This is a genomic window from Pirellulales bacterium, assembly GCA_019694455.1.
Lineage (GTDB): Bacteria > Planctomycetota > Planctomycetia > Pirellulales > JAEUIK01 > JAIBBY01.
The window spans coordinates 1-12,758 of record JAIBBY010000055.1; the positions used below are offsets into that span (position 1 = coordinate 1).

Genomic DNA, 12,758 nt, shown 5'->3' on the forward strand with positions numbered 1-12,758 from the left:
CGTACCCCACCACGCTCGTGTTCGCGGAGCGGCCGGCGCACAACCCGCGCGCCACGTTTGTGCATCCGCGCGGCGAGTATTTGCAACGTGGCGACGCGGTGACGGCGGAGATTCCCTCGCTGTTTGACCCGCTCGATCCGGCAGCGCCGCGCGACCGACTGACCTTTGCGCGCTGGCTGGTCGATCCGCAAAACCCGCTGGTCGGTCGGGTCACGATGAACCGTCAATGGGCCATCCTGTTCGGACGTGGCATCGTCAGCACCACCGAAGATTTTGGCTATCAGGGACAGCGGCCGACGCATCCGGCGCTACTCGACTGGCTGGCCGTCGAACTGGTCAACCGCGGCTGGTCGCTGAAGCAGATGCACCGGCTGATCGTGACCAGCGCCACCTATCGCCAATCGTCTCGGACCACACCAGAGCTGTTGAATAAGGATCCTGAGAATCGGCTGTTGGCTCGCGCGCCGCGAGTGCGATTCGACGCCGAAATGGTGCGCGACGCGGTGCTGAAAGCAAGCGGCCTACTGTCATCCAAATTAGGCGGCCCGAGCGTCTTTCCGCCGCAGCCTCCGGGCATCACGTCGGAAGGCGCATACGGCCCCTTGGAGTGGAAGGTAAGCACCGGCGAGGATCGCTACCGCCGCGGCTTGTACACCTTTGCTAAGCGCACCGCGCCTTATGCGATGTTCAACACCTTCGACGCTCCTAGCGGCGAGGCGTGCGTCGCGCGGCGTGACGAGTCGAATACGCCGCTGCAAGCGCTCACGCTGCTGAACGACGAGGTGTTCGTCGAGACGGCGCAGGCGCTGGGAGATCAACTCGCGCGACAGTCGGGCACGGTGGAAGACCGAGTCACCAGCTTATTTCGCCGCTGTTTGGCGCGGCCACCGAGCGAAGCCGAACGCGCCCTGCTCACCGAATTCCACCAGCATCAATTGGATCGATTGACCAACAAGGAAATCGATGCCGCGGTGGTGGCGGCCGTCGGCGGCGACGACGCGATTGCCCGAGCGGGCTGGACGCTCACGGCGCGGGCGGTTCTGAATCTGGACGAAATGATTACCAAGGAGTAATGGCGATGCGGCAATCGTTCGACCTGGCGAACGGCTCCAATCGGCGCCAGTTCCTGGGACAATGCGGCCTGAGCGTGGGACAGATGGCGCTGGCTTCGCTCCTGGGCGGCGCCCCCAGCGCGCTGCGCGCAGCGGAGAACCCGCTAGCCGCCAAGCCGCCCCATTTTGCGCCCAAGGCCAAGGCGGTGATTCACCTGTTCATGGCGGGCGGCCCGAGTCATCTTGATCTGTTCGACCATAAACCGGCGCTCGCCAAGTACGAAGGCAAGCCCATTCCGCCCGAAGTGATCGGCGGACAGCGCTACGCCTTCATTCGTTCCAATGCCGCCGCGATGGGCCCGCGCTTCAAGTTTGAAAAGCATGGCCAATGCGGCGCCGAGCTGGCGGAGACGCTACCGCACTTGGCCAAGGTGGTCGACGATATCTGCCTCGTTCGCTCGATGCGTACCGATCAGTTCAACCACGCCCCGGCGCAGATCTTTATCAACACCGGCTTTGGCCAGCCGGGGCGCCCCAGCATTGGCTCCTGGGTCACTTATGGCCTCGGCGCCGAAACCAGCGATTTGCCGGCCTTCGTCGTCATGTCGACCGGCAAGGGAATCAGCGGTGGCGCGGCGAACTGGTCGAGCGGCTTTCTGCCGACCATCTATTCCGGCGTGCGATTTCGCAATCAGGGCGATCCCATTCTCAACGTTACCAGCCCGGCAGGCATCGACGCCAAGACGCAGCGCGACACACTGGACCTGGTAGAGGCGCTGAATCGCCAACGCTTGGCCCAACAACAAGACCCCGAGACCGAAACACGCATCGCCTCGTACGAAATGGCGTTTCGTCTGCAAAGTTCGGCGCCCGAACTCATGGATGTGGCCAGCGAAGACCGTGGCACGCTGGAACTTTACGGGGTCGATCCGGCCAAGGCCTCGTTCGCCCGCGCGTGTCTTCTGGCCCGGCGGATGGTAGAGCGGGGAGTGCGGTTTGTGAACATCTACCACGAAGGCTGGGACGCTCATAGCGACCTGGCCGGCAATCATCGGTCCAACTGCGGCGAAACCGATCAAGGCGCCGCGGCGCTGGTGGCCGACCTCAAGCAGCGCGGCATGCTCGACGACACCCTGGTGGTGTGGGGGGGCGAGTTTGGCCGCACGCCCATGGTTGAAAGCAACGTCGCGACTGGCCGCAGCCTGGGGCGCGATCATCATCCGCAGGCCTTCACCATGTGGCTGGCTGGCGGCGGAATCAAACCGGGCATCACCTATGGCGCCACCGACGAGCTGGGCTTCAACATCGTGGAAAACCCGGTACACGTCCACGATTTGCAGGCGACGATCCTGCACCTCTTGGGACTCGATCACACGCGACTCACCTACCGCTACGCCGGTCGCGACTTTCGGCTGACCGACGTGCATGGCGAGATCGTGCGCGACATTTTAGCGTGATGCTCACTAACGGATTAAACGTCGCGCGATCGCGTTAGTGCCACTGCGAAGCGCTCGCTGAATTCGTCCAGCGCCCGATCGTCGTGGGCAAGCGACAAGTAGAGCTTGGTCCCCATCGGATTCAAAAACACACCCTGCCGCACGAGTTCAATTTGCAGTCGCCGGCCGCGAGCACGGTCGCTCGCCCGATACGTGCGGTGATCGACCACCGGATGCGCGGCGAACACCACCTGCGCCAGTGGCCCATCCCCCAAGACCTGCGCCGTTTCGCCGTGCGCGCGGAGCAGGTCGGCCATCCGCTCGCGCAGCCGAGCGCCTTGCTGACGCAACCAGGGATACACGCCATCGCCAGCCAATAGATCCAGTGCGGCCAGCGCCGCGGCGCACGACACCGGATTGCCGCCGGTGGTCGAGGCCGACCAGACGTAATTGGGCTCTTCGATGCGCTGCTCGGCGAGCACCTCCATCCAGTCGGCGCGGCCCCCATAGGCGCCAATCGGAAAACCTCCCCCCAGCGCCTTGCCATAGGCAACCAGGTCGGGGATCACGCCGTAGTACTCCTGCGCGCCGCCGAGCGCCAAACGAAAGCCGGTCACCACCTCGTCAAAAATCAGCGCCACGCCATGGCGGCGGGTCGCCGCGCGAATGCCTTCCAAGAAGCCCGGCGCGGGGGAGAGGCAGCGGCACAATGGCTCGACAATGACCGCGGCCAGCGACTCGGCGTGCTCGGCGATGATGGCCACAGCGCGGGCCAGATCGTTGTAGGGCGCCACCACAAGATCGCGCGCCAGCCACGGCGCGCCGGCCCCCGCCAGATCGGGCCGTGGCAAGGCATCGGACGCTGGGCCGATCATGCTCGCCACACCGATTGGGTGCTGACCATGGTACGCCCCTTCGAACTTGAGCACCTTGGGCCGCCCCGTCGCGGCGCGGGCGACCCGCACGCACAACAACGTGGCCTCGCTGCCCGAGGCGACAAGCCGCACCCGCTCGATGCAGGGGCTGATCTGGGCCAAGCGTTCGGCCAATTCGATCGATCGCTGATTCACGGCGGCGAAGTTGGCGCCGAGCCTGGCCTGCGCCGTGGCCGCCTCGACCACCTTGGGATGGGCATGCCCTACCAAGGCCGCCCCCCAGGCCATCGTCATGTCCAGATATTCGCGACCCGCAGTATCCCACACGCGGCAGCCGGCGCCGCGTTCGAGCACTGGGACCAGTTCGCGCGGCAAGCCAAACTCGCCATTCGAGGCGCCAGGAAAGAGGTCGAGGCCAGCCAGTTTCATGGAGCTAGTTCCTCTGTCGATTCGCCAGCAAGCAGTCGCTCAAACTCGACTTCGCTAATCACTGGCACGCCAAGTTTTTGCGCCTTGGCCAGCTTGCTGCCCGCCTTTTCGCCGGCCACGACGTAATCGGTGTTTTTCGATACGCTCGATGCCGCTCTGCCGCCATGACTGGCGATCAGTTCCTCCATCTCGTCGCGCGAATGGCGCTCCAGCGTGCCGGTGACGACCAGGGTCTTGCCGGCCAACACGCCATCGGCGGCCGCCAGCAATTCGCGCGGCGCCTCCATCGTGACCCCCACCGACGCCAGATCGGCGATGGTGGCCTGGCCATAGTCGCTGTGCAGGAAGTCGAACACGCTCTGAGCGATCACCGGGCCGATCTCGTTGGTGTCGCTCAACCGCTCGATGTCGGCGTTGGCCAGCTTCTGCATGCTCAGAAATTGATCGGCCAGCACCGTCGCCACCCGCGTGCCGACGTGCCGAATCGAGAGCGCGTTCAGCAGCCTGGCCAGCCCGCGCTGCTTGCTGGCCGCAATGCTCTCGACCAACTTCTCCGATGATTTCTTGCCCATCCGCTCCAGGTCGGCAAGTTGCCCGGGAGCGAGTCGATACAAATCGCCAAAGCTGCGCACCAGTTGGTCGCTCACCAGTTGGTCGACCAGCTTGTCTCCCAGTCCCTCGATGTCCATGGCGTTACGGCCAGCGAAATACCGCAGGCGTTCGCGCAGTTGCGCCGGACAGCTCGGATTGGGGCAGCGGATATACACGCCTCCCTCGTCCTTCACGGCCTGCGTGCCGCACTCGGGACAGCGCGTGGGAAATTGAAACTGCGGCAACTCCGCTTCGCGGCGATGGATCTCGGTGCGAACGATATGCGGGATGATCTTGCCCGCCTTCTCGACCACGACATAGTCGCCGATCCGCACGTCCTTGCGTTCAATTTCGTCGGCGTTGTGCAGGCTGGCCCGTTGCACGACCGTGCCGGCCAGCGTCACCGGTTCCAAGTGCGCTACCGGGGTGATCGCGCCGGTTTTGCCCACGTGTACGCGAATATCGAGCACCTGGGTCACGGCCTCATATTTTTCGAACTTGTAGGCGATTGCCCAGCGGGGGCTCTTGGACGTGGCGCCGAGTCGGCGTCGCTGGTCGAAGCGATTCACCTTGAGCACCAGGCCGTCGATCTCAAAATCGAGCTCGTCCAGACGATCGACGATCGCCTCGCAGTATGCCAGCGCCGCGGCAAAATCGGGAAACGACTCTACATGCGGCGTGACAGGCAGCCCGTAGCCGCGCACCTCCGCTAAGAACTCCATATGCGACTGAGCGGCAAGATCGTCGGCATTGCCCACACTGTGTGCAAAGAAGCGCAGGCGCCGCCGCGCCGCCTCGCGGGGATCGAGCAGCCGAACCGCTCCGGCCGCGGCGTTGCGCGGATTGGCGAACAAGGTCTCGCCGCGAGCCTCCTGCTCCTCGTTCATCCGCGACAAGTCGGAATTGGTGATGTACACCTCGCCGCGAATCTCGATCTCCGCGGGGAAGTCGCCCTCGAGAGACAACGGAATATCGCGCAGGGTGCGCATATTGTGAGTGATGTTGTCGCCGATGCGGCCGTTGCCACGGGTGGCCGCCTGCCGCAGTTGCCCCCCGTGGTACAGCAAGGCGACCGCCACGCCGTCGACCTTCAGCTCCACCACCCACTCGATTGCCTCACCCGGTAGCAACTTGGCGATCCGGTCGCCATAGGCGCGCAGTTCGTCGAGCGAATAGGTGTTGTCGATCGAGAGCATCGGGTTGCGATGCTCGACCTGCGGCAACTCTCCCACGGCTGAATCGCCAATCCGCTGGGTCGGGCTGTCGGGGGACACCATCTCGGGATGGGCCGCTTCCAGCTCTTTGAGCCGGTTGAGCAAGCGGTCGTACTCGAGATCGGTGATCTCTGGCGCCGCCGCTACGTAGTACAACCGATCGTGGTGGCGAATCTCGCGCCGCAGTCGTTCGATCTCATCGGCTGGTTTGGTCATGGCAGCTAATATCAACCTCGCCGAGCGCCGCGGCAATCGGGCCTGTTGGAGAGGGCCACCTCACTGGCCATCACATCGCGTTTTGCGCCCAGCACCTGATTTAAGGCGCTAATCCGCGTTGCTGGTCGACCTTTGCTCGGGCGATTCGCCGGGCCGCAGGCGTCATCGCAAACAGCTTGCAGGCAATAACTTATAACTCAGACCGACGATCGCGATCCGTTGCGTCGTGGCGGCGCATGGAAAAATGATCCGAGGCAATCGCGCCAAAGGTGGCCACCGCCAACAGGCCCAATTCGATCGCCAAGACCAATCCGCCGCGACGCGACAGCCACTGCATGAGCGGCACGCTCTCGGCGTAGATCGCGCCCCGCGCTCGCAACGCCATGGCAAAGTAGGCGAACGCCGTGATGGCGAAGGCCACGCCGATCACGATCAAGGGAATATAGAAAACGTTGTACGGTTCTTTGCGTCTGGCCACGAGAAAAGTATAGCAGGGAGTTGGGCGCCTGCGAGCGCATGAAAAAACCCCGAGGTACGGCTCCCAGCGCCGATCTGATTTCCTTCCAAGGAAACCTGAAAGCCGTCGACCTCGAGGTCGGTTGCTCGCCGGCAATGCCAGCAAGCGATTTCACTCTAGCCAAACGAAAATGGCGATTCAAGGGGCTACCGCGCAACTTCACACCTTGTCCGCGCGACGATTACCCTCAGCGCCGCGCCGTCGTGTGCGCCAGCGCCGCCTCGACGATGTGGCGCGCGACGGTGGTCGTATCTGGCAACTCGGGCGCTGGCGCGCCGTTACTCGCGCCACGCAGCGCGCGAGTCAACAAGCTCTCTAACTGGCGTTCGTCACGCGCCGTGCCAAGCCATCCCCACTGCGAGTCCGGCAAGACCTCGCCCGAACCGGCCGGCAGTAGTTGAATCACCGGCGCGCCGGCGAGCAGCGCCTCGTAGCCCGCCGTCGAAGCGCAACTGACTACGCAATCGACGCCCGATAGGCACTCTTGCAAACTCGAGCCGCGCGTTATTCGAGCGTCGAGCCCGTCAAAGCCCGCAGCAAGGCGCTCGATGTGGCGGCTGTTCCGGTCGCGCGGATGCGGCCGAATCAACAGTCGGCAGCCCAGGCGTTGAGCGACAGAGAAAACTTGCCGCAGCATCCACTCGTGACTCGTGGTGGTGAGATGGTACGTCACCGCGTCCGGCCGCTGAACGTTGGGGGGCGTGGTCGCCAATAGCAGCACCGTGGGCCGCTCCGCCCCCTGGCTCCCGCGGCGCCACAGTCGGGTCAATCCGACCGGACCGGCGACAACTACCTGCTCTGGCGAGACTCCCCAATCAACAAGTTGCGATCGAGAGGCCTCGTTCCACACGCAGATTTGATGTGCCACCAGCGGGACAAAGCCAAACCGCACGCCCGTCACTCCGTGCTGTACGACTGTCGAACTGGCGCCGCGCCGGCGGGCGAGCGCGATCGCGGCCCGCTGCAACGGAGAGGCGTCCTCGTCGACGATCACCACATCGGGCTCAAACTGGTTCAAGTTGCCGCGAACTTGTTCAACCAACCGATTGGCTCGCCGCCCGTTTGCCAGAGCTTGCCGTTCCAGCCATGCCGCCAAAGCGGGTCGCAGATCGACGCCACGCACCGCTGGCAAGTCTGGATTCCAATCGCCAAACACTGGCGCCGCTCCACCGAGACTCGAATCGCAAACCAGTTGTTCCACCGCGGCGCTATTCCAGCGAAACCACTGCTTGACCGCAAAGCGATCGTAGAGCCAGGCGACCCTGGCGCCTCGATTCAATAGCTCTTGGCACACCGGATCGAGCAGCGATGGATTGCCGCACAGCAACACCCGTGGTTCGCCAAGCAGCGACCGACTCGATCGACGCAGCAACTTGCCAAGCCAGCGCCGCGCGGCCGAGTTGCCCGGCAAGGCGGGCAGCGGCGGCCGCCGGGTCGAGAGTTCCACCACGGTGAGCCGGCCATGCCACCGGTCGACTAGCGCGCGAGCGAGCCACTCGTATTCGCGGTCCAGATCGCGCTCGACATACAGCTCCCAGCGCGGACTGCTGGCCAGCTCGGGCCGGTCTTCGAAAAGCGCCAGCGGGCGCAGCAACTTGACGAGAAAATAGCGCAGTGGCAAAGCGTAGAGATACGCCAGGCCAGCCGCGTCGAGCGGTTGCTCACCAAAGCTGGTCGGGGCGGCTGAGAGGTCCCCCGCCAGGCGCGACGCCTCTTCGTCGATCCATTGAAATCGCGCGTCCACCTCGTCGTCGAGCGACAGACGAGCGTCGGATGGTTCCCGCTCCGGCCAAGATCCCTCCAGCAGCAGGCTCATTTCGCCGGATCGCAAGTGGCCAGGCGTCAGCTCATGTCGGGCGAAAATCTTCAACCAGCCAACTCCTTGTGGCGCGATCGTCCCTTCGGCGCCAGTATGCCGGCAGTCTGCGTTGCGGGTCAACGGGCGTCTTGGCAACTCCCATAGGAGCCAAGTGACGCATGGACTAAAATTGCCCACGCAACTTCGCATCTCGTTTCCCGCGCAAAGGATGGCGACGGTGGATTGGTCGCAACAATCGGTGCTAGTGACTGGTGGCACAGGTTCGTTTGGCCGCCGTCTGACCGAGGTGCTGCTACAGCAGCATGTCGGCAAGCTGATCGTCTTCAGCCGCGACGAGCACAAGCAGCACGAAATGCGCTCCGCGGGCATTCAGGCGCCGCAAGTCCGTTACTTCTTGGGAGATGTTCGCGATGTCGATCGGCTGCGCCGCGCCATGCAAGGTGTCACAGTGGTGGTGCACGCGGCCGCGCTCAAGCATGTCGAGGCGTGCGAGTACAACCCACACGAGGCCGTGCTGACCAACATCATGGGGGCGCGCAACGTGATCGAGGCCGCGCTCGACCGTGGAGTGCAGCGCGTGCTGGCGCTGAGCACCGACAAGGCGGCCAGCCCAGTGAATCTCTATGGCGCCACCAAGCTGGTCGCCGAAAAGCTGTTTGTGCAGGCCAACTCGTACCGTGGCGCGGGACCCACGCGCTTCGCCTGCGTGCGGTACGGCAATGTGGTCGGCAGTCGAGGGAGCGTGGCGCCGCTGTTTTTGGCGCAGCGCGCCAGCGGCCGGCTAACCGTCACTGATCGTCGCATGACTCGCTTCTGGCTCACCTTGGATCAAGGAGTGCGCTTTGTCGTGCAATCGATCGAGTCGCTGCGCGGCGGCGAAATCTTCGTCCCCAAGATTCCCAGCCTCGGCATTGTCGATCTGGCTCGAGCAATCGCCCCGGAATGTCAGATCGACGAAGTGGGCATGCGACCGGGAGAGAAGTTGCACGAAGTGTTGATCAGCGAAGACGAAGCGCGACTGACGCGCGAGTTCGACGACTCGTACATCATTGAGCCGGCTCATCCCTGGTGGACAACCGACGATGCGCCACGGGGCCAGCCTCTGGCCGAAGGGGCGCGCTATCGCAGCGACGAAAACCCGCAGCGCTTGTCCGTTGAGGCCATCGGCCAGATGTTGAGCGAAGTCGAACGCGGCTCGGCCGTCACCTCGCCTACCGCCGCCAATGACAGTTGGATCATGCAAGGCCGATGGAACAACACAACGCGTCCAGCAACGGCCTGGCAATGGGAAGCGCTGTCGTGAAGGCCGTGTGCATTGTGCAGGCGCGGATGGGATCGACCCGCCTGAGGGGCAAGGTGCTGGCCGATCTCGATGGTCAGCCGCTCCTGGCTCGACTCGTCGATCGATTGCGGCGCTGCCAATTGATCGACGATGTGGTGATCGCCACCACGCGAAACACGGAAGACGACGCGATCATCGAACTGGCCCGCCGCTTGGATACTCGTTGGCATCGGGGGAGTATTAGCGACGTGCTGGCCCGCTATGTTGGCGCCGCGCGCGAGTCGGACGCCGATCTAGTCGTGCGAGTCACCGCCGATTGTCCGCTGCTCGATCCGGCGGTGGCCGACCGCGTGGTGGCAGCCATCGCGCGGCATTCCGACGGCTGTGATTACGCCAGCAATGTCGTGCGCCGCAGTTTTCCGCGTGGTCTGGATGTAGAAGCCTTTTGGAGCGACACGCTTGATCGCATGGACCGGCTGGCGGTCACACCGGCGGCGCGGGAACATGTGACCACCTACTTGCGTTGGGAGCGCCCCGAACTGTTCCTCACAGCCGATGTGATCGACGACATGGACCATTCCGATCTGCGCTGGACGGTGGACACGATCGACGATCTATGCCACGTCCAAATGTTGTGGCGCGAATTCGATGTCGCCACGCTCGGCTACCGCGAGCTTGCCGCGGCGATTCGCGCACGCGGACTGGCGCGATTCGACGCCGCGCACTCGCCGCGAGCGGCCGTATGAACGCGGGACGCATGCTGATTCGGGCCGACGCGGGACCGACGATCGGCATGGGACACTGGATGCGCTCTATCGCCCTGGCCGAGGGCTGGCGCCGCGCCGGCGGCACGGCCCGCTTTGCGACCACCAACGCGCCAGCGGATTTTGACCGGCAGATAACGGAACGTGGATTCGCCATTGACCGCCTGTCAGAGGCCGGCGATCTGGCGCGCGACTCGCAGGCGCTTCTGACTACTTGTGAGACGTGGCGACCTCACTGGGTCATCGTGGATGGTTATCAGTTCAGCCATGACTATCTGGCCGCGATCAAAACTGCGGGCTGGCGATTGGCACTGATCGACGATCTTTCGCGAGCAGCGCACGCATTGGCCGATGTGGTAGTGAACCAGAATCTTGGCGCGGCGCCCGTCGAGAATCCGGCGGCGAGAACGGCGCAATTGTGCGGAACACGCTTTGCCTTGTTGCGCAGGGAGTTTCGTAACCGCGCCGTGCGCTGGCCTGGCGCGGACGACTGTCAGCAAATCCTTGTCACCATGGGGGGCGCCGATCCGCCCAATTTTTCCGCCGCGGTGCTTAGTGCGCTGGAGTCGTTCGACGAGGCGCTGCAAGTCGTGGTAGTCGCCGGCCCGGCCAATCCACATCGCGAGCTGCTTGCACAACAGGCCAGCGGCAGCCGACATGCCGTTCGAGTCATCACATCGCCCGACAATCTGCCAGAACTGATGCGCGCGAGTCGATTGGCGATCAGCGCCGCCGGTTCGACCTGCTGGGAACTGGCCGCGATCGGCACGCCGATGATCGTGGTTTCGTTGGCGGAGAACCAAGACGCCAATGGCTGCCAGCTTGCAATGCACGGCGCCGCGATCCAGCTGGGCCGCTGCGACGCGGTTCAAGCACAAGAGATCGCCAGCGCGGTTCGCGGCCTTTTGTCCGATCCCGCGCGGCTAAACGCCATGAGCGAAAAGGGACGGCAACTGGTCGACGGGCGTGGGGCCGATCGCGTGGTGGCGGATTTGCTGACTAGGACCGTACATTTGCGCCGCGCACGGTTCGAAGACGCGCGGCTGGTTCACCAATGGTCCAACGAGCCCGAGGTGCGCGCCGTTTCGTTTCGTCAGGACGCAATCGACTGGTCTGAGCACGTGGGGTGGTTTCATCGGCAACTGGCGGCCGACACGCCACTGTTCTGGATCGCCTCGGACGGGCATGGCGTGCCCGTTGGTCAAATTCGATTTCATTGGCAGGAGGGAGCGGCCGTAGTTTCGCTCACCGTGGCGCGAGCACGGCGCGGACATGGCATCGCGCGCCAAATGCTGATGCAGGCCACGCATGAGGTTTTTCGCGCCACCGGTTGCGGGCGGATTGTGGCCTGGGTCAAGCCAGACAATCATCCCTCCTTGCGGCTGTTCAACGCGATGCGCTATCGCAACTGCGGCTGTTTGTCGAACGCGGGGGAGCCGGCGTTTCGGTTTGAGCTGGATCGCGAAAGCGAAGGAGCCGCCACATCGACCACGGTTGCCGCGGGAGCGTGACCATGCCGAATCTGCAAATCGCCGGCAGAAACATCGGCGTCGATTGTCCGGTGTTCATCGTGGCCGAACTCTCCGCGAATCATCATGGGCGGATCGATGAGGCGGTTGAGTTGGTGCATGCCGCCGCCAGGTGTGGGGCCGATGCGGTGAAGCTGCAAACCTTTACCGCCGACACGCTCACGCTCGATGTCGATCGGCCGTGGTTTCGCATTGAGGGTGATAGCCCCTGGCGCGGCCAAAAGCTGCATGAGCTATATCAATCGGCCGCGACCCCCTGGGAATGGTATCCGCAGCTTGCCGAGGAGGCTCGGCGCCTAGGGCTGGCGCTCTTCTCGACGCCATTCGACCCTTCAGCCGTGGACTTCCTGGAACGGCAACAGGCGCCGGCCTACAAGATCGCGTCATTCGAATTGGTCGATCTGCCGCTTATTCGGTTGATCGCGGCCACAGGCAAGCCGGTGATCCTTTCGACCGGCATGGCCACACGCGAGGAAATCGCCGATGCGGTGCGCGCTGCGCGATCCACTGGCAACGAGCAAATCGCGCTGTTGAAGTGTGTCAGCAGTTACCCGGCGGCGCCGACTGAAATGAATCTGCGCGCCATCGGCACACTGGCCGGTGAGTTTGACGTTCCCGGCGGGCTTTCGGATCACTCGCTCACGCCGCTGGTGGCGTGCGCGGCGGTGGCTTTGGGCGCGTGCATTGTGGAAAAACATCTCACGCTGTCGCGATCCGCGGGTGGCCCCGACAGCGCATTTTCGCTGGAGCCTGACGAGTTTCGCGAGCTGGTCGACGCGGTGCGACTGGTGGAGTCGTCGCTGGGTACTGGCGAACTAACGCCGAGCGCGAGCGAGGCCGCCTGCCGCGAACTGCGCCGGTCGCTGTTCGCCGTGGCCGATATTCGCGCGGGAGAGCCGTTGACCGCCGACAATGTGCGTTCGATTCGTCCCGCCGCGGGCATACCCCCCAAGCATCTGGATGAGGTAATCGGCCGCCGCGCCAAGCGCGACATGGCTCGCGGCACGCCGCTCTCCTGGGAGCTGATTGAATAG

General features: G+C 64.0%; 10 protein-coding genes. 6 read left to right on the forward strand and 4 right to left on the reverse strand.

The window, feature by feature from the left end; genetic code table 11:
• Together K1X71_17590 and K1X71_17595 are read left to right on the forward strand one after the other, a co-directional pair.
• The coding region (locus K1X71_17590; GenBank protein MBX7074958.1) for a DUF1553 domain-containing protein at nt 1–1,073 on the forward strand (1,073 nt) is incomplete at its 5' end.
• Nucleotides 1,073–2,509 carry a DUF1501 domain-containing protein gene (locus K1X71_17595; GenBank protein ID MBX7074959.1) on the forward strand — a complete coding sequence of 479 codons (1,437 nt, stop codon included), beginning with the start codon at nt 1,073–1,075 and terminating at the stop codon, nt 2,507–2,509. The genes K1X71_17590 and K1X71_17595, both read left to right, overlap by 1 nt.
• 14 nt (nt 2,510–2,523) lie before the next feature.
• On the opposite strand, the gene K1X71_17600 is transcribed toward K1X71_17595, so the two are convergent.
• The 4 genes from K1X71_17600 to K1X71_17615 all read right to left on the reverse strand — a co-directional run bounded on the left by K1X71_17600 (nt 2,524) and on the right by K1X71_17615 (nt 8,200).
• The gene (locus K1X71_17600) at nt 2,524–3,792 is read right to left on the reverse strand and encodes an aminotransferase class III-fold pyridoxal phosphate-dependent enzyme (GenBank protein ID MBX7074960.1); all 1,269 of its coding nucleotides are present in this window, start codon (nt 3,790–3,792) and stop codon (nt 2,524–2,526) included.
• Nucleotides 3,789–5,813, reverse strand: coding sequence for an NAD-dependent DNA ligase LigA (gene ligA / locus K1X71_17605; protein ID MBX7074961.1), 2,025 nt, complete (start codon nt 5,811–5,813; stop codon nt 3,789–3,791). Before ligA ends, K1X71_17600 begins: the two co-directional genes overlap by 4 nt.
• Before the next feature lie 190 nt (nt 5,814–6,003).
• Complete coding sequence (locus K1X71_17610; GenBank protein ID MBX7074962.1) at nt 6,004–6,291, reverse strand: hypothetical protein; 288 nt, start codon at nt 6,289–6,291, stop codon at nt 6,004–6,006.
• Between the two features lie 226 nt (nt 6,292–6,517).
• Complete coding sequence (locus K1X71_17615; GenBank protein ID MBX7074963.1) at nt 6,518–8,200, reverse strand: hypothetical protein; 1,683 nt, start codon at nt 8,198–8,200, stop codon at nt 6,518–6,520.
• Nucleotides 8,201–8,357: 157 nt separating this feature from the next.
• Here K1X71_17615 and pseB point away from each other — a divergent pair, with 157 nt between their 5' ends.
• The 4 genes from pseB to pseI are packed head-to-tail and all read left to right on the forward strand — an operon-like array spanning nt 8,358 to nt 12,758.
• Entirely contained in the window at nt 8,358–9,452 is a 1,095-nt protein-coding gene (gene pseB / locus K1X71_17620; protein ID MBX7074964.1) for a UDP-N-acetylglucosamine 4,6-dehydratase (inverting), read from the forward strand.
• Nucleotides 9,449–10,177, forward strand: a complete 729-nt coding sequence (locus K1X71_17625) for a glycosyltransferase family protein (protein MBX7074965.1) — start codon at nt 9,449–9,451, stop codon at nt 10,175–10,177. Before pseB ends, K1X71_17625 begins: the two co-directional genes overlap by 4 nt.
• Complete coding sequence (gene pseG / locus K1X71_17630; GenBank protein ID MBX7074966.1) at nt 10,174–11,706, forward strand: UDP-2,4-diacetamido-2,4,6-trideoxy-beta-L-altropyranose hydrolase; 1,533 nt, start codon at nt 10,174–10,176, stop codon at nt 11,704–11,706. Before K1X71_17625 ends, pseG begins: the two co-directional genes overlap by 4 nt.
• 2 nt (nt 11,707–11,708) lie before the next feature.
• Nucleotides 11,709–12,758 (forward strand): pseudaminic acid synthase, encoded by a 1,050-nt coding sequence (gene pseI / locus K1X71_17635; protein ID MBX7074967.1) that lies wholly within the window; start codon nt 11,709–11,711, stop codon nt 12,756–12,758.

Coding starts and splice junctions, on each gene's coding strand:
- K1X71_17595 (MBX7074959.1), top strand. CDS start 1,073: ATGGCGATGCGGCAATCGTTCGACCTGGCGAACGGCTCCAATCGGCGC.
- K1X71_17600 (MBX7074960.1), bottom strand. CDS start 3,792: ATGAAACTGGCTGGCCTCGACCTCTTTCCTGGCGCCTCGAATGGCGAG.
- ligA (MBX7074961.1), bottom strand. CDS start 5,813: ATGACCAAACCAGCCGATGAGATCGAACGACTGCGGCGCGAGATTCGC.
- pseB (MBX7074964.1), top strand. CDS start 8,358: ATGGCGACGGTGGATTGGTCGCAACAATCGGTGCTAGTGACTGGTGGC.
- pseG (MBX7074966.1), top strand. CDS start 10,174: ATGAACGCGGGACGCATGCTGATTCGGGCCGACGCGGGACCGACGATC.
- pseI (MBX7074967.1), top strand. CDS start 11,709: ATGCCGAATCTGCAAATCGCCGGCAGAAACATCGGCGTCGATTGTCCG.